Below are 19,447 nucleotides of genomic sequence, written 5' to 3'. Positions count from 1 at the left end.
GACGAGGGGCGCGGGGACGCGATACCGTCTGCGCGCCGGCGACGGGGGTCGCGGCCCGCGCCGGGCGACGCCGGCGGGACGACCTGGGAGGGACACGAGTGCCGAAGACCTGGACGGCCGCACGCGTGGCGGGACTGGTGGGCGTGCTGCTCGCCGCGAGCGTCGCCCTGAGCGCCTGCGTCTTCAGCGCCGAGCCGGCCCCGGGTTCGCCCACCGACCCCAACACCTTCTCGACCTCGGGCTTCCCGCCGCCGGGCCCGCCCCCGCAGCCCGGTGTCATCACCCCCGACCCGGTCGCGCCCCCGGCGCCGTCCGAGGCGCCACGCCCGCCCGAGGGCCCCGTGCCCACGGAGGGGCCGGCCACCAGCGCCCCGGAGCCGGAGCCGACCGGCGCGCCGGCCCCGCCGCCCGGGAGCTAGTCGGGACGGCGTTCCCCCGGCGGCGCACGGGCCCGGCGGGTGCTGTCACGTCCGTGACAGTCCGGTGCCATCGGCACGGCAGGGCATCCGCCGATGATCGTCCTCGTCACGCTCGAAGCGACGATGAGGAGTGAACGCCATGCCCCGCCCCGACACCGAGATCGACGAGTCCCCGTCCGGGGACGCCGGCCCCGCCTTCGACCACGGGGCGGTGAGCCGGTTCAACGCCTGGTTCTTCACCGCCTTCGCCGGCTACCTCAACCACGTCGCCCGCGACCACAAGCAGCAGGCGTTCAGCGGGCTGCAGCCCGGGGCCTCGGTGCTGGAGATCGGGGCCGGCACCGGCGCGAACCTCCACCACCTCCCGACCGGCGTCCACCTCTACGCCGTCGAGCCGAGCCTGCGCATGCACGACCGGCTCCGTCGGCGGTGCGCGGCCGCCGGGATCGAGGTGACGGTGCTGCCGGTCGGCGCGGAGGCGATCCCCCTACCCGACGCCTCGATCGACGAGGTCATCTGCTCGCTGGTCCTGTGCACCGCCGGGGATCCCGACGCCGTGCTGGCCGAGGTGCGCCGCGTGCTGAGGCCCGGTGGGCGCTTCCGCTTCGTCGAGCACGTCGCCGCACCGCGCCCCGGTGTCCGCGCCCGGGTCCAGCGGGCGATCCGGCGCCCGTGGGGTTGGATCTTCGAGGGCTGCGACCCGCACCGGGCCACCCCGGACACGGTGGAACGGGCCGGGTTCAGCGAGGTGCGGGTCGAGCGGCGCCGACTGCGCCACTCGGTCTTCTGGCCGGTCAACACCGCGGCCTGGGGGATCGCCGTCCGGTGACGACGGCGGTGGTCCGAGCAGGACGACGAGGGGGCCCGGCGGGCATCGCCCGCCGGGCCCCCTGTCGTCGTGCACCGTCAGAGCAGCTCGGCGAGCAGATCGGCGGCCCGCGCGGCACCGTCGGTCTCGACGTCCCGGTACCGGACCGGCCGACCGATCTCCGTGGCGATCGCCTCCGCGACGACGTCCGGGTCCGCACCGGCATAGTCGAGGCGGCGGCCGGCGCCGTGGCGGTCCAGCCGGTGGCGCACGTGGTACTGCTGCTCGAAGTGGTGCCGCAGGGGGACGTAGAGGAACGGGCGCTTGGCCGCGGTCAGCTCCATCGTGGTGCTGAGGCCGCCCTGCACCACCGCCAGGTCGCAGGCGGCGAGATGCCGGTGCAGGTCCGGCACGTAGGCGCGGGCCTCCACGCCGTCGCGACGGGGCAGCGCCGCCGGGTCGATGCGCGGCCCGGTCACGACGACCATGCGCAGGCCGGGGACACGGCGCGCGGCGGCCGGGTAGGCGTCGACGACCCGGCGCAGCAGGTCCGTCCCCACGCCCGATCCGCCGACGGTCACCAGGCAGACCTGCTCGTCGGGGGAGTAGCCGAGCTCGGCCCGCAACGCCTCGCGGTCGCTCAGTGTGTCCGGGTCGAACCCCGTCACATAGCCGGGGAACGAGAAGTGCTCCTCGGTCCACTCGCGGATGCCGGGCAGCCCGGGTCCGAAGGTCCCCGGAACGACGTCCTCAGGGTTGCCGACGAAGATCGACCGGTCGCGCACCCAGCCGTGCCGCTCCACGTGCTCGAGCATCTCGGCATTGTGGTCGGCGGCCAGCCGGGCCTCCTCCGCGTCGCCGTCGTCCATGGGCAGGAACCCGACGAAGTCGGTGAGCCACGCCAGCGGCGCCCGCTTGAGGTGGGGGTGCTCGTGCCAGAAGTGGTCGACGTCCCACGCCTCGTCGGCCACGACCAGGTCGTAGCCGCCGTCCTCGACGACCTCCTGGAACAGGTGGAAGTTCGCGACCAGGATCTCGTCCATCTCGCGGAACGTCCGGAAGCAGTGCAGGTCGTGCTCGCCGGACTCCGACTCCAGGTGTGCCGACTCGCTGGCGAGGGACCGACCGGCCGGGTGAACCCGCTCCCCCGCGCGGGCCAGCACCGAGCTCACCGGGTCCTGCGTGAGCCAGTCGATCGCCAGGTCCGGCACCCGCCGGCGCAGCTCCTCGGCCACGGCCCGGTCCCGGCGCACGTGCCCCAGCCCGATCGGGGAGGAGAGGTAGAGCGCACGCCGTGGCCGCGATCTCGGGCGGGACCACGTCCGGGCGTCGACTCGGCGCCCGGTGACCCGGCACGCGAAGTCGTGGACGAGCCGGTTGACGACCACCGGGTCGCGGGCGTTCGGCGCGTGCCCCGAACCCTCGAGGGTCACGAGCGTGCCCCCGGTCAGCTCCGCCGTGCGGGCGCCCCACGCGTAGGGATTGATCTCGTCGTCCGGCGCGTGCAGGACCAGCACCGGACACCGGAGGGACCCGACGACGGTCTCGAAGTCCACCGGGTCGTCCAACCGGGCCCGCATCGTGTCCACGACGACCTCGGGCGTGGTGTCGAGACCCCACCGGACCCCGTCCTCGATGTGCTTGCTCGAGTGGGGCTCGGGGAAGACGCGGCCGAAGAAGAACCCCAGGAAGTCGGGCCAGTCGTCCCGCCAGTGGCGCGCGTTGAACTTGTCCCAGCCCTCCGGTGCGGCCACCTCGGCCGTGAACCGGGCGGCGGTGAGCACCGGATGGGAGGTGAACGGGATGCCCGGGGCGATGAGGGCCATGCCGGAGACCCGCTCGGGGTGGCGCGCGGCGAGCAGGACCGCGTACTTCGCTCCACGGGACAGGGCGACCACCAGCGCCTCGGTGGTCGTGGTGGCGTCGAGCACGGCGATGGTGTCGTCCACGTACTGGTCGTCGGCATAGGCCGTCGGCCCGGTCGGGCGGTCGGATCGCCCGTTGCCCCGCCCGTCGACGACGACGACCCGCCAGTGGCGGGCCAGGTAGGGGATCTGGGCCTTCCACACGCGTGCGTGCACGATCGACCAGCTCGGCATGAGCACCACCGTGGGTGCGTCGTTCTCGTAGACCTCGTAGTGGACCCGGACGCCGTCGCGGTCGACGGATCCGGTGTGGTCGGGGTAGCGGGCACGCATCGTCGAGCTCCTCGGGTGGGGTCGTGGCGGGGTCAGGTCGGGCCACCGTCGACCTCCCGGTTGGCGTCGGGCTGTCGCCGACCTGCCACCGGGCCGACAGACGCCGCCCGCGTCCCGGGCCCGATCGAGGTCCGGGAGGAGAGAATCGGCCGGTGACCAGCACCGCGCCGAGGTTCCGTGTCCTCGGGCCGCTCGAGGTGGCCGGCGAGGGGGGTCCTCGTCCGGTGCACGGTGAGCGGCAACGGACCCTGCTGGCCGCACTCCTCGCCGCCCGCGGCGCGACCGTGTCCGCGGACACCCTCGTGGACCACCTGTGGGGCGACGCGCCTCCCGACAAGCCGGCCGGGGCGCTGTACAGCCAGGTGTCCCGGCTGCGGCGTGCCCTCGGCGACGTCCTGGCCGACGACGCCGAGCTGGTGACGGGCGCCCGCGGCTACGCACTGGCCGTGCCCCCGGACGACGTCGACGCGCTGCGGTTCGAGCGGCTCGTCGCCGCAGCACGGTCGGCGACCGGCGACGAGGCCGCGGCGCTCTACGACGAGGCCCTGGCGCTGTGGCGCGGTCCGGCCTACGACGGCTTCGCCGACCTCCACCCCGCGTCCCTCGAGGGCATCCGGCTGGACGAGCTGCGTCTGGCCGCCGTCGAGGAGCGGGCGCGGATGCTCCTCGCGCTCGGCCGGGCGGAGTCGGTCATCCCGGAGATGGAGGGCTTCGTCCAGGCCCACCCGCTGCGGGAGGAGGCCCGGGCCGTCCTCATGCGCGCGCTCTACGCCCACGGGCGCCACACCGCGGCGTTGCAGCTCTACCAGGACTACCGGGAGCGGCTGGCGGAGGAGCTCGGGCTGGAGCCCTCGGCGGCCCTCCGGCGGCTGCAGGGAGAGATCCTCAGCCATGCGGTGGAGCCGCCCGCGACACCGCGCCCGCCGACGCGCCCCGTAGAGGGCGCTACCGGCCGCGTCGCCGGCACCCTGGACACCCTCCAGGTGCGCTACCTGCGCCACGCGGGCAGCCGCATCGCGCACGCCACGGTCGGCGACGGGTCTCCGCTGGTGGTGGTGCCCGCCTGGGTGACCAGCCTGGACGTCATCGCCTCCGGCCGGGACCCCCGATCCTCCCTGCTCGAGCGCCTGGCCGGGGGCACCCGCCTCACGCTGTACGACCGACTCGGCGCCGGGCTGTCGCGATCGGAGGAGGTGGACTTCTCGCTGGCCGCGTCGGTCGCGGAGCTCGAGGCGGTGGTGGAGCACACGGGCCCCGCCGCGCTGCTCGCGGTGTCCCAGTCGGGGCCGGCCGCGGTGTCACTGGCCGCGCGCCGGCCCGATCTGGTGACCCGATTGATCCTCGTGGGGACGTTCGCGAACGCGCACGAGGTGTTCCGCGACGCTCGCGTCAACCAGGCGATCGTCGACCTCGCACGCGGCCACTGGGGGATGGGCGCGAGGCTGCTGGCCGACCTCTACCGGCCGGGGGCCTCGACGGACGCGGGGCGGCACCTGGCGCGGGTGCTGCGCGACTCGGCCGACGGGGAGGTGGCCGCGGGATACCTCGAGGAGATGTACCGCACCGACGTCTCCGGGCTGCTCCCGGCGGTCACCGCCCCCGCCCTGGTCATGCACTACCGCGGCGATCGGGTCATCCCCTACCGCGGCGCCCAGCAGCTCGCCCGCGGTCTGCCCGACGCCCGGCTGGTGCCGCTGGAGGGGCCCTTCCACCTGCCCGACGCGGCCGACCTGGCCCGCATCGTCGAGGCGATCACCGACTTCCTCGGCCCGCCGCCGGCGTCCGGGCGCACAGCAGCACCCCGACCAGGCCGATCGTCCCGCTGACCGCGAACACGCCGAGCGCGCCCGGGGAGAGCGACCCGGTGACGGCGTCGCCGAGGAGGACGGCCGCGGAGGTGCCGGGCACGAGACCGATCGCGGTACCGACCAGGTAGTGCCACCACCGCACGCTGGTGACCCCGAGCGTGTAGTTCAGCGGCGCGAACGGGATGGCCGGCACGAGCCGGACCGAGGTCACCGACAGCAGGCCGCGCGACGACATGCGCTCCTCGACCGCGCGCACCCGGCCCGGTCCGAGGCGCTCGACCGCCCGCCCGCCGAGACGCCGCACGACCGCGAACGCCACGGCCGCGGACACCGTGCTGGCCACGAGGCACAGCCCGAGCCCCAGCCAGGGCCCGAACAGCACACCGGCGGACAGCGAGAACATGGTGCGGGGCAGGGGCGTGGTGGTCACCAGCGCGTGGACCAGGAGGAACGCCACGGGCGCCCACGCGCCCAGCGCCTCGACCCGGTCGCGCAGCGCGAGCGGGGCGGGCATCGGCACGGTCAGGGCGACGACGACGGCCACGAGGAGCAGGGCGCCCAGGACCACCCAGCGGACCCGGACGCGAGGGAGCCGCGGTCGAGCGCGTGCGGCGTCGCCGCGACCCGTGTCCACCGCGTGCCTCCACCCCGGGCTCGGGAACCGGACACCCTGAGGGTACTCAGCCGACCCGGTTGAACAGCCCCTGATAGGCCACGACGAGCCCCACCGGGTCGACGGTGATCGCGAACTCGCCGTAGGTCGGGTCGGCGTAGGTGTAGGTCGCCAGGCCGCGCGCGTCGTCGGGCCCGCGGCGGTAGACCTGCCGGACGCGGTGCACCGCGAGCGAGGGCACGTCCAGCCACGCCACGTCGACCGACGCCTCGCCGCCGACGGGCAGACCCAGCCGGTTCACGGGCAGCGCGTTGGTCAGCGGCGTCGCGGACACGTCGACGTCGGTGCAGCCGCGCAGCTCGGGCCACGGTCGGCCGTCGAGGGTCCACTCGCCGAGCGCGTCGACCGACAGCGTCACCCGCTCGAGCCCGTCGTCGGCGAGCACCTCGACGAACACCGTGCGGGTCAGCCAGCCCCGGTCGGCGATGACAGAGAACCGCAGCGACCACGCCCCCGCGTCGTCGCGCACCACCGCGGCGCCGTCGAGCAGGTGCGCCCCGTCCGGGTGTTCCCGGTCGGGGGTGAAGTCCGAGAGGGCGCCGTGGGCGAGACCGTCGGAGATGTCGAGCCGCCGCCACAGCGCGGAGTGCAGGGCCACGGGGGGAGATCGTGGCAGACCGCCTCCGGGCGCCCGGCGGCGATCCGCGCGTGCCGGTCGGGGGTCCGTGGGACGATCGGGGCGACGGTGTGCGGAGAGGGGAGCGTCCCGAGGTGAGTGGTCCGTCCGACCCGAGCGGCGAGCCGTCGGAGGCCCGCGGCGACGAGCCCACGCCGCCCCGGGGCACGCCGGGTCCCGGCGCGGTGCCGGCCTGGGATCCGGGCGCGACCGAGGGCGGGTCGTCCGGCCACGGTGCTGCGGGCCAGGGCCCGTCCGGGCAGGGCGCCCCCGGTCCGCAGCCCTACGCACCGGGTCCGGGGTACGGGCCCCCGCCCGGCCACGGCGGGTACGGGCCGCCGCCCGGGGGCTACGGCGCCCCGGGGCCGGGCGCGCCCGGCCCGTTCGGGATGCCCCACCGGGCACCGAAGCCGGGCATCGTCCCCCTGCGCCCGCTGGGTCTGGGCGAGATCCTCGACGGCGCGCTCGGCTACATCCGCGCGCACCCGCGCATCGTGCTGGGCACGTCGGCGATCGTCGCGGTCATCAGCCAGCTCCTGCAGGTGGCCCTCCAGCTCTTCCTGGCGTCGTCCACCACCTCGCTCGGCGGCTCGCCCGACCTCGCGCAGCTCACGGGCCTGCTGGCCGGCGCGAGCGTCACGGGGCTGGTGCTCGTCGCCGTCACCCTCGTCGCCACGGCCGTGCTCACGGGCGTGCTCATGGTCGTGATCAGCCGCTCGGTGCTCGGCGCCCCGGTCGAGGCGGGAGAGGTGTGGCGTGCGGCGCGGCCCCGCGTGCCCGGGGTGCTCGCCGTCGCGCTGCTGGTCGCGCTCATCGGCATCGGGATCCTCACCGTCGCCCTGCTGCCGGGGCTGGTACTGCTCGCCGTCGACACGGCGCTGGGGGTCGGCGTCATGGTGCTGGGCTTCCTCGCCGGAGTCGTGGTGCTCATCTGGATCTCCGTGTCGCTCTCGCTGGCGACGCCGGCCTACGTGCTCGAGGGCGTCGGCGTGCGCGAGGCGCTGCGGCGCTCGTGGTTCCTGGTCAGTGGCCGGTTCTGGCCGGTGTTCGGCATCCAGTTGCTCGGCGCGCTCATCGCCGGGGTCGTCAGCCTCGTGATCGGCCTGCCGTTCCAGGTGCTCGGCAGCGCGCTCGGGTTCGCGAGCGGCAGCGCCGACCCCGCCGGCGTGACGCTCCCGGTCCTGCTGCTCAGCGCCCTCGGCGGCATCATCGCGATGACCCTGACCACGCCGTTCCAGTCGGGTGTCACCGGCCTGCTCTACGTCGACCAGCGCATGCGCCGCGAGGGCTTCGACATCGAGCTGCAGCGCGCCGCCGCCGGCGGGCGCTGACCGTGCCGGCCGTCCCCTCGCCCCCGGGGGCGCCCTCGCCGGGGACGGTCCCGATCGACCTCGGCGCCGATCCGGCCCGGGAGCTCGCGCGCGAGGAGCTCGCCCGGCAGGTCTACCGCGACGCCCGGCCCGACCCGCTGCTCTCGGGTCTGCAGTGGCTCGCCCGCCGCCTCGACGACCTGCTCCGCGCCGCCTCGGGCATCTCGCCGGGCGGGGGCTGGGGCCTGGTGGTGCTCCTCGTCCTGCTGGTCGCCGTGGTGCTCGTCGTCCGGCGCCGCTTCGGTCCCACGCTGCGCACCGCGTCCGCCCCGGGCGCCGTCCTGGGCAGCAGCGAGCTGAGCGCCGACGAGCACCGGCGTCGCGCCGACACCCACGCCGGCGCGGGGCGCCACGACGACGCGGTCCGGGAGCGGATGCGGGCGATCGTCCGCGCGCTGGAGGAACGCACCGTCCTCGAGCCGCGCCGGGGCCGCACCGCCGGTGACGCGGCGCGCGAGGGCGGCCGGGCCCTGCCCGGCGCGGCCGGCGCCCTGGCCGAGGCCGCGCACCTGTTCGACGAGACGGTCTACGGCGGTCGTCCCGCCGACGCGGCCGCCGACGCCCGGATGCGCGCGGCCGACGCCACCGTCGCGGCCACCCGGCTCGTGCCCACCTCGTGATCGAGACCGTGATCGACGGGGACTCCGGACGCGTCGAAGCAGCGAGTTCAGGGGAGCACGCCGACAGGGCGTTCGCTGCGAACCCGAGGCGCCGGCGCCGGCGCGGCCCGGTGCTCGTCGGCGCGCTGGTGCTGGCGGCGGCGCTGCTCGTCGCGCTGGTCGGCGTCGCGCCGCGCACCGGGGAGCTGCGTCCCGACGCCGCGTCGCCCGAGGGCTCGATGGCGCTGGTCCGCGTGCTCGAGGGCCGGGGCGTGCGGGTCACGCCGGTCACCGACCTCGACGCCGCGGACGCCGGGCCTGGCCGCACGGTGTTCGTCGCCCGGCCCGCGCAGCTGAGCACCCGCCAGCGCGACGCCCTCGCCGCGTCGGGCGCCGACCTGGTCCTCGTGCGCCCCGACGAGCGCACCCTCACCGCGCTCGCCCGGCGCGTGGCGATCGAGCCCGTCGAGCTCCCGGAGCCGGCCGCGCCGGCGTGCGCGCTGCGGGCCGCCGTGCTCGCCGGCCCCGTCGACCTCGCGGGCGCCGCCTACACCACCACCGACCCCCTCGCCGCGCGCTGCTACCCCACGGGCACCCCGAGCGGCGCGGCCTCCCTCGTCGCGGTCCGCGACCGGGGACGCACGGTCACCGTCGTCGGGGACGCGACGCCCTTCACCAACGACGCGCTGGACGAGCGGGGCAACGCCGCGCTCGCCCTCGCCCTGCTCGGCGCCCACCCGGAGCTGCTCTGGTACCTGCCCGTCCCGCCCCCGGCCGAGCCGGGTCAGGAGCAGGCCCCCACCGAGCTGCTGCCGCCGGGCTGGCTGTGGGGGCCGGTCCAGCTGCTGGTCGCGGGGCTGGCGGTCGCGCTGTGGCGGGGCCGGCGCCTCGGCCCGGTCGTCGCCGAGGACCTGCCCGTCGTGGTGCCCGCCGGCGAGACGGTCCGGGGCCGGGCGCGGCTCTACCGCCGCGCCGGGGCGCGGGACCGGGCGGCGGCCGCGCTGCGCGACGACGCGACCCGCGACCTCGCGACCCGCCTGGGAGTGCCGCGGGGGGCGGGCGCGCCCGCCGTCGCCGACGCCGCCGCGGCCCGCACCGGGTGGCCGGCCGCGAGGGTCGCGGACGTCCTGGACGGGCCGCCGCCCGCCGACGACGCCGGGCTCGTCGCGCTGGCCGACGAGCTCGACCGGCTGCGGGCCACGGTGCGCGAGGCCTCCGGTGCGACCGGCGCGGGCGCGTGATCGGATGGCGCGCGTCGGAGGAGGGGAGGACCGGGTGACCGGGGAGCAGCCCGCCGGGGACACGGCCGTGGTGACGACGCCGGACGGGCCCCGCGACGTCAGCGGTGTCGAGGCCCGCGAGGCCCTGCTCGCCCTGCGCCGCGAGGTGGCCAAGGCCGTCGTCGGCCACGACGCGGCGGTCACGGGCCTGGTCATCGCCCTGCTGTGCCGCCGGCACGTCCTGCTCGAGGGCGTCCCCGGCGTCGCCAAGACGCTGCTGGTGCGGGCGGTGGCGGCGGCGCTGTCCCTCGAGGACCGGCGCGTGCAGTTCACCCCCGACCTCATGCCCGGCGACATCACGGGCTCGCTGGTCTACGACTCCCGCAGCGCCGAGTTCTCGTTCCGCCCCGGGCCGGTGTTCACCAACCTGCTGCTCGCCGACGAGATCAACCGCACCCCGCCGAAGACCCAGGCCTCGCTGCTCGAGGCGATGGAGGAGTACCAGGTCTCGGTGGACGGGACGCCGCGCCCGCTGCCCGACCCGTTCGTGGTGGCCGCGACCCAGAACCCCGTCGAGTACGAGGGCACCTATCCGCTGCCCGAGGCCCAGCTCGACCGCTTCCTGCTCAAGCTCGTGCTGCCCCTGCCCGCGCGCGACGACGAGATCCGCATGCTCGCCCGCCACGCCGAGGGCTTCGACCCGCGCGACCTCGCCGCCGCGGGCGTCCGCCCGGTGGCCGGCGCGGCGCACCTGCGCGCGGCGCGGGCCGCGGTCGGCCAGGTCACCGCACGTCCCGAGGTGCTCGCCTACGTCGTCGACCTCTGCCGGGCCACCCGTGCGTCACCGTCGCTGCGGCTCGGGGTCTCCCCGCGCGGGGCGACGGCGCTGCTGCTCGCCGCGCGCAGCTGGGCCTGGCTCTCGGGTCGGACGTACGTCACGCCCGACGACGTCCAGGCGCTCGCCCTGCCCGTGCTGCGCCACCGGGTGGAGGTGCGCGCCGAGGCCGAGCTCGAGGGCGTCACCGCCGACGGCGTCGTCACCGGGGTGCTGGGCGCCGTACCGGTGCCGCGCTAGGGGCGGGCGTGGCCGTCACCGGGCGTCTCGCGCTGCTCGTCGCGCTGGGCGCGCTGGTCGTCGGGTTCGCCCTGCCCTCGCTGCTCGGCGTGCTCGTCGTGACCGGGGTGCTGGCGCTCGCGGCGGTGGCCGACGCGCTGGCGGCCGTGCCCGTCCGGGCCCTGGCGCTCGAGCGCGAGCAGGAGCCGGGCACCGTCACGACGCTGCGGCTGGGGGCCTCGCTCGACGTCGCCCTGCGCGTGAGCAACCCGACCCGGCGGCGCGCGGTGCTGCTGCTGCGCGACGCGTGGGAGCCCTCGGCCGGCGCGGTCCCGTCCCGGCACCGGCTGGTGGTGCCGGCGGGGGAACGGCGCCGGGTCGTCACCACGCTGACCCCCACCCGGCGCGGCGACCGCGACGCCGTGCGGGTCACGGTGCGCTCGACCGGCCCGCTCGGGCTCGCCGCGCGCCAGGGCCGGCGCGACGTGCCCGCCCGCGTCCGGGTGCTCCCGCCGTTCTCCTCGCGCCGCCACCTGCCCGCGCGGCTGGCCCGGCTGCGCGAGCTGGACGGGCGGCGGGCGGTCCAGGTGCGGGGGCAGGGCACCGAGTTCGACTCGTTGCGCGAGTACGTCCCCGGTGACGACGTGCGCTCGCTGGACTGGCGGGCCTCGGCGCGGTCGCCCGAGCTGGTGGTGCGCACCTGGCGCCCGGAGCGCGACCGCCACGTGCTCGTGGTGATCGACACCGGGCGCGCCGCCGCGAGCCGGGTGGGTGACGGCCCGCGGCTCGACGCGGCGCTCGACACCGCGCTGCTGCTGGCCGCGCTGGCGTCCCGGGGCGGTGACCGCGTCGACCTGGTCGCCCTCGACCGCGAGGTCCACGCCTCGGTGCAGGGCGCCACGGCCGGCGACCTCCTGCCCGCGCTGGTCACGGCCATGGCCCCGCTCGAGCCCCGGCTGGTCGAGACCGACATGCGCCTGCTCGCCGCGACCGTGCTGGCGCGGGCGGGGCGGCGCAGCCTGGTCGTGCTCCTCACCGGGCTGGACGAGGCGGCCGTGCGCGAGGGCCTCGACCCCGTGCTGCCGGCCCTGCTGCGCCGCCACGCCGTGCTGGTCGCGGCCGTCGCCGACCCGGAGCTCGCGGTCATGGCCGCCGGGCGCGGCGACGCCGAGGCCGTCTACACCGCCGCGGCCGCCGAGACCGCCCGCGCCGCCCGCCGCCGCGTCGTCGAGCGCCTCACCCGCCGGGGCGTCGAGGTCGTCGACGCCGCCCCCGACGACCTGCCCCCGGCCGTCGCGGACCGCTACCTCGCGCTCAAGGCAGCCGGTCGCCTTTGAGCTGCGCTCTCGTGCGTGGTTTCCCGTGCTCCAGCACGGGAAAGCACGCACATGCCGTCAGGCGAAGTCGGCCGGGGTGAACGACCGCGGCTCGACGAGCACCAGCCAGTTGCCGGAGTTGTCGCGCATCACGGCCTCCACGCCGTAGGGGCGCTCCTGGGGCTCCTGCACGAACGTGACGCCCAGCTCGGCCAGCCGCTCGTGGTCGGCGCGGCAGTCGTCGGTGGTGAGCCCGAAGCCGCCCATGGTGCCGTTGGCCAGCGCGCGCCGAACCGCGCCGGCCATGTCCTCGTCGAGCGGCGGGCCGGGGACCATGAGCGTCACCTCGAGCTCGGGGTGCTGGGGGTGCTTGACCGTCACCCAGCGGAAGCCCTCGCCCATCGTGATGTCCGTGCCCTCCACGAACCCCAGGACGTCGCAGTAGAACTTCTTCGCGTCGTCCTGGTCGGTGACGTACAGGGTGACCAGCGAGATGTTGGTGATCATGCAGAGGATCCTGCCGCGTGACCGGGGCGCCCCGGCTACTCCGGAATTGCTCGGTCCGACAGCCCGTGCATCAGGACGAAGCAGCCGGGGACCCGCGGGGCGCCGGTGAGGGCCCACCGCGCCTGGTACTGCGACGGGCTGCTGCCCACGAGCTGGCGGAACCGCGACGAGAACGACCCGAGGGACTCGTAGCCGACGAGCCGGCAGATCTCGGTGACCGTGAGGTTGGTGGCGCGCAGCAGATCCTGGGCCCGCTCGACGCGGCGCTCGGTGAGGTAGGCGTGCGGGGTCAGGCCGTAGGTGCGGGCGAAGCAGCGCAGGAAGTGGTACTTCGACAGCCCGGCGACCGCGGCGAGGTCGTCGAGGTCGAGGGGCTGGGCGTAGTCCCGGTCGATGCGGTCGCGGGCGCGGCGCAGGCCGACCAGGAGGTCCTCGGGCACGGGTGGGTGCGCGCGGTGGGCCGTCACGACGCGCTCACCCCGCCGCCGGCAGCGCGGCACCGCGCCGGTCGGTGCCGAGGTCGGCCAGGGCGGGGGCCGTGGACCCGTGGCGGCGCACCAGCACCACGCCCCACAGCACGTAGGCCACGAACCCGGCCTCGGCCAGCACGCCGATGCCGATGCGCGCCGCGGTCGGCAGCCCCGACGGCGTCACGAACGCCTCGATCACGCCCGACACCAGCAGCAGGACGGCGACGCCGAGCGCGATCCCGACCGTGGTGCGGCCCTGGCGCGCGAGGGACTCCGAACGGCTGAGCGGGCCGGGGTCGATCCACGACCATCCCAGCCGCAGCCCGGCCCCGGCGGCGACGAACAGCGCGGTCAGCTCGAGCAGCCCGTGCGGCGTGATCAGCCCGAAGAAGAGGTCGGCGCGGCCGTTGGCGGCGAGGATGCCGCCGGCGATGCCGACGTTGACCACGTTCTGCAGCAGCACCCACAGCACGGGCAGGATCAGCACGCCGGTGACGAGGCAGACCGCGGCGATCCAGGCGTTGTTGGTCCACACCCGTGCGGCGAACGACGACGCCGGGTTCGAGCTGTAGTAGGACGCGAAGTCCTCCTCCACCAGCCGCCGGGTCTCCGCGGGCGGCAGGATCGCCGACGCCACGTCGGGGGAGCGGGCGACCCAGGTGCCGACCGCGACCATCACCACGGCACTGAGCGTCAGCGTCGTGAGCCACCACCGCCACGATGCCGCGAGCGCCACGGCGAAGCCGACGGTCGCGAACCGCGTGACGTCGCGCCAGGACGGGCCCGCCGAGCCGGTGATCGCCGTGCGGGCGCGGGCGACGAGCGTCGAGAGCCGGGCGACGAGGGCGGGGTCGGGCGAGGTGGAGCGCACCACCGAGAGGTGGGTGGCCGCGCGCTCGTAGAGCGCCACGGCCTCGTCGACCTCCTCGCCGGTCCAGCGGCGCCGCGCGAGCAGCACCGCGAGCCGGTCCCACTCGGGCCGGTGCGCGGTGACGTAGGCGTCGACGTCCACACCGCCGATCCTGCCGGACCGCGACACCCGCGTGCGGCACGATGGTCGTCGTGGAGCGGGTGGTGATCGGCGAGGCGGTCGAGCTGGACGTCCGCACCGCGCGCCTGCCGAGCCGCTCGCTCGCCCTGGCCCTCGACGTGCTGCTCATGGCCGTGCTGCTCGTCGCGGTGCTGCTCGTGATGTCGGCGGTCGGCGCGGAGGTCGACCCGGCGCTCGCCGCGGCGGTGTCGCTGACGACGACGGTCGGCGTGTTCGTGGGCTATCCGCTGCTGTGGGAGACGCTGACCCGTGGCCGCTCGCCGGGGAAGTACGCGATGGGGCTGCGGGTGGTGCGCGTCGACGGCGGGCCGATCGTCTTCCGCCACGCCCTGGCCCGCGCGCTCGCCGGGTTCATCGTCGACTTCGGGCTGCTCTCGCTGTTCACCGGCCTGATCGGGATCGTCGTGTCGGCGAGCTCGTCGCGCGGCCAGCGGGTCGGCGACCTGCTGGCCGGCACCGTCGTGGTCCGCGAGCGCCTGCCGGGCGGGGCGTTCACCGGCCTGCCGCCGGTGGATCCGCGGCTCGCGGCGTGGGCCACCGGCTGGGAGCTCTCCCGCCTGCCCGACGACCTGGCCCTGGCCGCGCGCCAGTTCCTCGTGCGCGCCCCGCAGATCGCGGGGTCCGTGCGGTACGCGCTCGCCGACCGCCTGGCCGCCGACGTCGCCGCCCGCGTCGCCCCGCCGCCACCCGCGGGCGTGCCGGCCGAGGCCTACCTGGCCGCGGTGCTCGGCGAGCGCCACCGCCGCGAGGTCCGCCGCCTGGGCGCGAGGTCGGCGTGGGGCGGTTCGCCCGGGGCCCCACCATCGGTCGCCCCGGCCCCGGCCGCTCCGTTCCCCGCCCCGTTCCCCGCCGCCCCGCGGCCGGAACGGCCGGGCGCTCCGACGCACTCCGTGCCGGCACCCGAGCCCGAGCGGGCCCCGTCGACCGGCGGCTTCGCGCCGCCCGGCTGATCACCCCACCGCGCTGATGCTTCGACAACCGGAGCGTCTCCGTCGACCCCCGCGCCCCCGGCTCGCGCCGCGCCGGCGGATCGCGCCGTGATGCTTCGGGATCCGGCGCATCCCCACCCCCGCGGCGCGGCCGGGACCGGGGGCTTGTCACGATCGGGACGTGCCCCCGGAGCCCGCGACCGACGCGACCGAGGCGACCGAGGCGACCGACGCCGCCGCCCGGTCGCCGGTACCCTCCCGCCGCCCCGGGGTGGTCGTCGCGGCGCCCGTGCTGGGGGCGATGGCGCTGGTCAGCGCGTGGACGGGATGGGGCGGCCTGGCGCTGGGGCTGCTCGCCGTCCTCGTCGGGCTGGCCGCGCTGGCGCGCCGACGGGGGCGGGCCGACGTCGGCCGGCGCGGACCGCTCGCCGGGCTGGCGCTGGGTGTCGTCGCCGTCGGGATCGCGGTCGCGGTGGAGTGGAGCACGCTCGCGGGCGCGGTCACCTACCTCGAGACCGGCGGGGTGCGCACGCTCGACGAGTGCATGCGCCAGGCGCAGAACGAGAAGGAACAGCACGTCTGCAAGTCCCAGCACCTGGACGAGTACCGTGCCCGCTACCCGGGCCGGCTCGACCCGTGACCCGCCGCGCCGCCGGCGCTGCCGGTGCCGTGGTCCTCGGCCTGCTCGCCGCCGCCGTCGCGGTGCTCGTGCGCGGGCCGGTCGGCTACCCGGAGCTCGGGCTCGCCGATCCCGGGGTCGCGGTCCGCGTCGCGGTGCCGGTCCTGCGCACCGTCGCGCACCTGGCCGGGGCGGCGACGGTCGGCGGGCTGCTGGTCGCGCTGGTGATCGCCGCCCCGCCCGCCGGCGGCGACCCGTTCACCGACACCGGGCGCCGGGGCCTGCGGATCGCACGGTGGGCGGCGTGGGTCGGGGCGGGCGCGGCGGCCCTGTCGGTGCTGGCGACGCTCGCGGACTCCACCGGCGGACGCCTGCCCGGGGGACCGGGCCTGGCCACGGTCATGCTCGCCCGCGGCGAGCCGCTGAGCTGGCTGGTCGCGGCGGCCTGCGGGGTGACGGCAGCCCTGGCCCTCGGGGAGGTGCGGCGCTGGAGCGGCGCGGCCGGGACGCTGGTGCTCATGGGCGCGGGGCTCCTCGCGCCCGTCGCGACCGGGCACGCCGCGGACGGCGTCGGCCACGACCTCGCGCTCCCGGCGACCGCCGCCCACGTCCTCGCTGCCGCGGCGTGGACGGGGACGCTCGGCGTGCTGTTGCTGGGCGGCGGCGACGTCGACGCGCGGACGCGCTGGCGGGCCGCGCGCCTCGGCACGCTCGCGGGCGTCGTCACCGTGGTCTCGGGCGCCGTGGCGGCGGCGGTCGCGCTGGACGGGCCGGGCGGCCTCGTCACGGACTTCGGCGTGCTCGTCCTGCTCACGGCCGCGCTCGCGGTGCTGGCCGGTGCCGCGCTGTGGCGGCGGCGCACCGGGCGCGTGCACGGGGTGGTCGAGCTGGGCGTGCTCGCGGTCGTCGTCGGGCTCTCGGCGGTCGCGACCCGGGCGGTGCCGCCGGTGCAGGCCCCCGGCGCGGCGAGCACGCCGACCGCACTGCTGGGCTACGGCCTCGCCGCCCCACCGACCGCGCCGGTGCTCGCGACGTCCTGGCGTCCCGACCTCACCGCCGGCACGCTCGCGCTGCTGCTCGCCGGGCTCTACGCGGCCGGCCTGCGGCGCCTGGCCCGCGAGGGCGCGCGGTGGCCGTGGGGCCGGTCGCTGGCGTGGTTCGGCGGGTGCGCGCTGCTGGTCGTCGCGACGTCGTCGGGGCTCGGGCGCTACGGGCCGGCCGTGCTGTCCGTCCACGTCGCCGGGCACATGCTCGTCGCCACCGCCGTCCCGCTGCTCCTGGCGCTCGCCGCGCCGATCGTCCTGGCCCGCCGCACGCTCCCCGAGGCGCCGCCCGGCGGTCCGGAGGGGCCCGCGGAGTGGCTCGAGCACGTCCTCGCCGCGCCGACGGTCCGGGTGCTGACCCGCCCGCTGGCCGGGGTGGTGCTCGTCGTCGCGTCGCCGGTGCTGCTCTACCTGACGCCCGTCTTCGCCCTGACCCAGCCGCTGGGCTGGTTGCAGCCGCTGATGACCCTGTGGTTCCTCGGCGTCGGCGTGCTGTTCCTCGGCCCGCTGGTCGCCGGGCCGCCCGACGGACCGGGGCTGCCGCACCTCGCGCGGCTCACGGTCCTGCTCGCCACGATGCCGGTGCACGCGCTCGTCGGCCTGGCCCTGCTCGCGGCCGACCACCCCGTCTCGCGGACGCCGGTGCTGCCGGCCGACGGCGGTGCGGGCCAGATCTTCATCGACGACTTCTTCGTGCGCCTGCGCCTTCCGTGGGCGCCCGACCTGCCCGCCGACCAGCACCTGGCGGGCGTGCTGACCTGGGTGCTGGGCGACGTGCCGCTGCTCGTCGCGGTGGTCGCCGTGCTGGTCGCGTGGGCCCGGCAGCCGCGCACGGGTGACGCGGACCTCCTCTCCGGGCTTCGCTGAATCCCACGATGTGGGAACCTCGTCCTGCACAGTGGGCGGTACCGGCGTAGACAGGCGGGGTGGGATCACGTCGGCGGTGGGTCGTCCTCGCCGTCGGCGTCGCGGCGCAGACCGCGGCGTCGGCGCTCGTCTACGGCGTACCCTTCCTCGTCCCCACCCTGCGCGACGAGCGCGGGCTCTCGCTCGCCGCGGTCGGCGTGGTGGTGGCCGCGCCGACGCTCGGGCTGCTCGTCGCGCTGATCGCGTGGGGTGCGGTCGTCGACCGCGTCGGCGAGCGGGTGCCGATGGCGCTCGGCCTGGGCGCGTGCGGGGTGGTCAGCGGCGTGCTGGCGCTGCTCTCGCCGGGCTCGCTGGTGGTGGCGATCGCGCTGCTCGTCCTGGCGGGGATCGGGGCCGCCTCGGTGAACGCCGCGAGCGGGCGGCTGATCATGGGCTGGTTCGGCGTCGAGGAGCGCGGCGTCGCCATGGGCATCCGCCAGACCGCGCAGCCCCTCGGCGTGGCCGCGGCCGGCCTCGTGCTCCCGACGCTCGCGGCACGCGAGGGCTCGCTGTCCGCGCTGGTCTGGCCGGCGCTGGCGTGCCTCGTCTGCGCCGGGCTCGTGCTGCTCGCGGCCGCCGACCCGCCGCGCGCGCCCCGGGAACCCGGCGCGGCCCCGCCCGCCTCGCCCTACCGCAGCGCGGTCCTGCCGCGCGTGCACGGGGCGAGCGCGCTGCTGGTGCTGCCGCAGTTCGCGATCTCGGCCTTCTCCCTGGAGTACCTGGTGCGCGAGCAGGGGTGGTCGCCGGGCGCGGCCGGGGTGTTCGTGGCCGTCGCGCAGCTCGCCGGGGCGGGCGGGCGCATCGCCAGCGGCTGGTGGTCCGACCGCGTGGGCTCGCGGCTGCGCCCGATGCGCCTGCTCGCGGTGGCCAGCGCCGGCGTGCTGCTGGTCTTCGCGCTGGGCGACCTGACCGTCGGGGCCGTCGCCGTCGCCGCCATCGCGGCCGGCTCGATCATCACCGTCGCCGACAACGGGCTGGCGTTCACCGCGACCGCCGAGATGGCCGGTACCGCCTGGTCCGGGCGGGCGCTCGGTATCCAGAACACCACCCAGAACCTCGTCGCGACCGCTGCCCCGCCGGTGCTCGGGGCGGTCATCGGGCTGTCGAGCTACGCGGCCGGCTTCGCCCTCGCCGCCCTCGCCCCGCTCGCAGCGATCGCGATCACGCCCGTGCGCGCGGAACCCGTGGCCGAACGCGTCGCCGCCCGGGCCGACGGGGACTGAACCGGTGGGGTGGACCATCCGCCGCGCCGTCGACGCCGACGCCGACCGGATCGGGGCGATCACCGTCGCGGGGTGGCGGCACACCTACCGCGGCATCGTCGCCGACGACCGGCTCGACGCCCTGGACCCGGCGGTGTTCGCCGCATCCCGCCGGCAGGCGATGGCCGCGCCGGAGCCGACGGCGGTGTTCGTGGCCGAGGACGGCACGGGGGTGCGCGGCTATTGCACGGTTGGGCCGCTGCGCGTCCCCGACGTCTCCGGCGACACGACCCTGCCCAGCGCCGAGCTGCACAGCCTCTACGTCGACCCGCCGGTGATCGGCACCGGGGCGGGCGCCGCGCTGCACGACGCGGGCATCGCCCACCTCGCGGCGTGCGGCTACCGGCGAGCGGTGCTGTGGGTCTACACGGCGAACGCCGCCGCCCAGGCGTTCTACGCCCACCGCAGCTGGCACGCCGACGGCGGGCCCTACCGGCCGCCGGAGTGGTCGGCGCCCGCCACGCGCTGGGCCCGGGCCCTCTAGCCCAGGCCTTTCACCGGACCGGCTCTGACACCGGGGTCTGAATGACGAAAGGTGCTCCTGACCTGCGATGATCTGTCTTGCTGAGGGACAGAATC

Annotated in this window: 19 protein-coding genes; 13 read left to right on the top strand and 6 right to left on the bottom strand. The window is 76.8% G+C overall.

What is annotated here, in order from left to right; all coding sequences use genetic code 11:
* The first annotated feature begins 125 nt into the window (after positions 1-125).
* The gene (locus tag C8D89_RS07060) at positions 126-419 is read left to right on the top strand and encodes a hypothetical protein (RefSeq protein ID WP_133251834.1); all 294 of its coding nucleotides are present in this window, start codon (positions 126-128) and stop codon (positions 417-419) included.
* A 139-nt stretch (positions 420-558) separates the two neighbouring features.
* The gene (locus tag C8D89_RS07055) at positions 559-1,248 is read left to right on the top strand and encodes a class I SAM-dependent methyltransferase (protein WP_133251833.1); all 690 of its coding nucleotides are present in this window, start codon (positions 559-561) and stop codon (positions 1,246-1,248) included.
* A 77-nt stretch (positions 1,249-1,325) separates the two neighbouring features.
* Here C8D89_RS07055 and C8D89_RS07050 read toward each other — a convergent pair whose 3' ends face one another.
* Positions 1,326-3,425 carry an alpha/beta hydrolase gene (locus C8D89_RS07050; RefSeq protein WP_116707421.1) on the bottom strand — a complete coding sequence of 700 codons (2,100 nt, stop codon included), beginning with the start codon at positions 3,423-3,425 and terminating at the stop codon, positions 1,326-1,328.
* Between the two features lie 152 nt (positions 3,426-3,577).
* On the opposite strand from C8D89_RS07050, the gene C8D89_RS28700 reads away from it, so the two are divergent.
* Entirely contained in the window at positions 3,578-5,251 is a 1,674-nt protein-coding gene (locus C8D89_RS28700) for a bifunctional AfsR/SARP family transcriptional regulator/alpha/beta hydrolase (protein WP_165825588.1), read from the top strand.
* On the opposite strand, the gene C8D89_RS07030 is transcribed toward C8D89_RS28700, so the two are convergent.
* Both C8D89_RS07030 and C8D89_RS07025 read right to left on the bottom strand, forming a co-directional pair.
* The gene (locus tag C8D89_RS07030) at positions 5,178-5,801 is read right to left on the bottom strand and encodes a TVP38/TMEM64 family protein (RefSeq protein WP_133251831.1); all 624 of its coding nucleotides are present in this window, start codon (positions 5,799-5,801) and stop codon (positions 5,178-5,180) included. The two genes, C8D89_RS28700 and C8D89_RS07030, sit on opposite strands and share 74 nt — an antisense overlap.
* Before the next feature lie 112 nt (positions 5,802-5,913).
* A complete protein-coding gene (locus tag C8D89_RS07025; RefSeq protein ID WP_207787112.1) occupies positions 5,914-6,504 on the bottom strand; it encodes a putative glycolipid-binding domain-containing protein in 591 nt (196 codons plus the stop codon).
* A 113-nt stretch (positions 6,505-6,617) separates the two neighbouring features.
* Between C8D89_RS07025 and C8D89_RS07020 the strand changes: the two genes are divergently transcribed.
* From C8D89_RS07020 to C8D89_RS07000, 5 genes are all read left to right on the top strand, one after another.
* Positions 6,618-7,853 (top strand): DUF7847 domain-containing protein, encoded by a 1,236-nt coding sequence (locus C8D89_RS07020; protein ID WP_116707418.1) that lies wholly within the window; start codon positions 6,618-6,620, stop codon positions 7,851-7,853.
* A gap of 2 nt (positions 7,854-7,855) precedes the next feature.
* Positions 7,856-8,512 carry a DUF4129 domain-containing protein gene (locus tag C8D89_RS07015; protein WP_116707417.1) on the top strand — a complete coding sequence of 219 codons (657 nt, stop codon included), beginning with the start codon at positions 7,856-7,858 and terminating at the stop codon, positions 8,510-8,512.
* Positions 8,509-9,732 (top strand): DUF4350 domain-containing protein, encoded by a 1,224-nt coding sequence (locus tag C8D89_RS07010; RefSeq protein WP_133251830.1) that lies wholly within the window; start codon positions 8,509-8,511, stop codon positions 9,730-9,732. The genes C8D89_RS07015 and C8D89_RS07010 overlap by 4 nt, the downstream gene beginning before the upstream one ends.
* A gap of 70 nt (positions 9,733-9,802) precedes the next feature.
* Complete coding sequence (locus C8D89_RS07005) at positions 9,803-10,786, top strand: AAA family ATPase (protein WP_243417969.1); 984 nt, start codon at positions 9,803-9,805, stop codon at positions 10,784-10,786.
* An 8-nt stretch (positions 10,787-10,794) separates the two neighbouring features.
* Positions 10,795-12,102 carry a DUF58 domain-containing protein gene (locus tag C8D89_RS07000; RefSeq protein ID WP_116707415.1) on the top strand — a complete coding sequence of 436 codons (1,308 nt, stop codon included), beginning with the start codon at positions 10,795-10,797 and terminating at the stop codon, positions 12,100-12,102.
* 57 nt (positions 12,103-12,159) lie between these two features.
* Here the strand turns inward: C8D89_RS07000 and C8D89_RS06995 are convergent, their stop codons facing one another.
* The 3 genes from C8D89_RS06995 to C8D89_RS06985 are packed head-to-tail and all read right to left on the bottom strand — an operon-like array spanning position 12,160 to position 14,070.
* The gene (locus C8D89_RS06995; protein ID WP_116707414.1) at positions 12,160-12,588 is read right to left on the bottom strand and encodes a VOC family protein; all 429 of its coding nucleotides are present in this window, start codon (positions 12,586-12,588) and stop codon (positions 12,160-12,162) included.
* 35 nt (positions 12,589-12,623) lie between these two features.
* Positions 12,624-13,055 (bottom strand): helix-turn-helix transcriptional regulator, encoded by a 432-nt coding sequence (locus tag C8D89_RS06990; protein ID WP_243417924.1) that lies wholly within the window; start codon positions 13,053-13,055, stop codon positions 12,624-12,626.
* A gap of 7 nt (positions 13,056-13,062) precedes the next feature.
* Entirely contained in the window at positions 13,063-14,070 is a 1,008-nt protein-coding gene (locus C8D89_RS06985) for a stage II sporulation protein M (protein WP_116707764.1), read from the bottom strand.
* A 41-nt stretch (positions 14,071-14,111) separates the two neighbouring features.
* On the opposite strand from C8D89_RS06985, the gene C8D89_RS06980 reads away from it, so the two are divergent.
* From C8D89_RS06980 to C8D89_RS06960, 5 genes are all read left to right on the top strand, one after another.
* A complete protein-coding gene (locus C8D89_RS06980; protein WP_116707413.1) occupies positions 14,112-15,059 on the top strand; it encodes an RDD family protein in 948 nt (315 codons plus the stop codon).
* A 160-nt stretch (positions 15,060-15,219) separates the two neighbouring features.
* Entirely contained in the window at positions 15,220-15,678 is a 459-nt protein-coding gene (locus C8D89_RS06975; RefSeq protein ID WP_116707412.1) for a hypothetical protein, read from the top strand.
* Entirely contained in the window at positions 15,675-17,567 is a 1,893-nt protein-coding gene (locus tag C8D89_RS06970; protein WP_116707411.1) for a cytochrome c oxidase assembly protein, read from the top strand. Before C8D89_RS06975 ends, C8D89_RS06970 begins: the two co-directional genes overlap by 4 nt.
* Positions 17,568-17,626: 59 nt before the next feature.
* On the top strand, positions 17,627-18,829 hold the full coding sequence (locus C8D89_RS06965; RefSeq protein WP_116707410.1) for an MFS transporter: 1,203 nt from the start codon (positions 17,627-17,629) through the stop codon (positions 18,827-18,829).
* 4 nt (positions 18,830-18,833) lie between these two features.
* A complete protein-coding gene (locus C8D89_RS06960; RefSeq protein WP_116707409.1) occupies positions 18,834-19,352 on the top strand; it encodes a GNAT family N-acetyltransferase in 519 nt (172 codons plus the stop codon).
* Positions 19,353-19,447 lie beyond the last annotated feature (95 nt).

Origin of the sequence: Actinomycetospora cinnamomea (assembly GCF_003096675.1) — a bacterium.
Classification (GTDB): domain Bacteria; phylum Actinomycetota; class Actinomycetes; order Mycobacteriales; family Pseudonocardiaceae; genus Actinomycetospora; species Actinomycetospora cinnamomea.
Note: the sequence above shows the minus strand (reverse complement) of the source record. Positions and strands in the feature narration are given on the sequence as shown.

What these genes read in the sequence shown, in the direction of transcription:
- C8D89_RS06995 (WP_116707414.1), bottom strand. Translation starts at nt 12,588, where the DNA reads ATGATCACCAACATCTCGCTGGTCACCCTGTACGTCACCGACCAGGAC.
- C8D89_RS07050 (WP_116707421.1), bottom strand. Translation starts at nt 3,425, where the DNA reads ATGCGTGCCCGCTACCCCGACCACACCGGATCCGTCGACCGCGACGGC.
- C8D89_RS06980 (WP_116707413.1), top strand. Translation starts at nt 14,112, where the DNA reads ATGGTCGTCGTGGAGCGGGTGGTGATCGGCGAGGCGGTCGAGCTGGAC.
- C8D89_RS07055 (WP_133251833.1), top strand. Translation starts at nt 559, where the DNA reads ATGCCCCGCCCCGACACCGAGATCGACGAGTCCCCGTCCGGGGACGCC.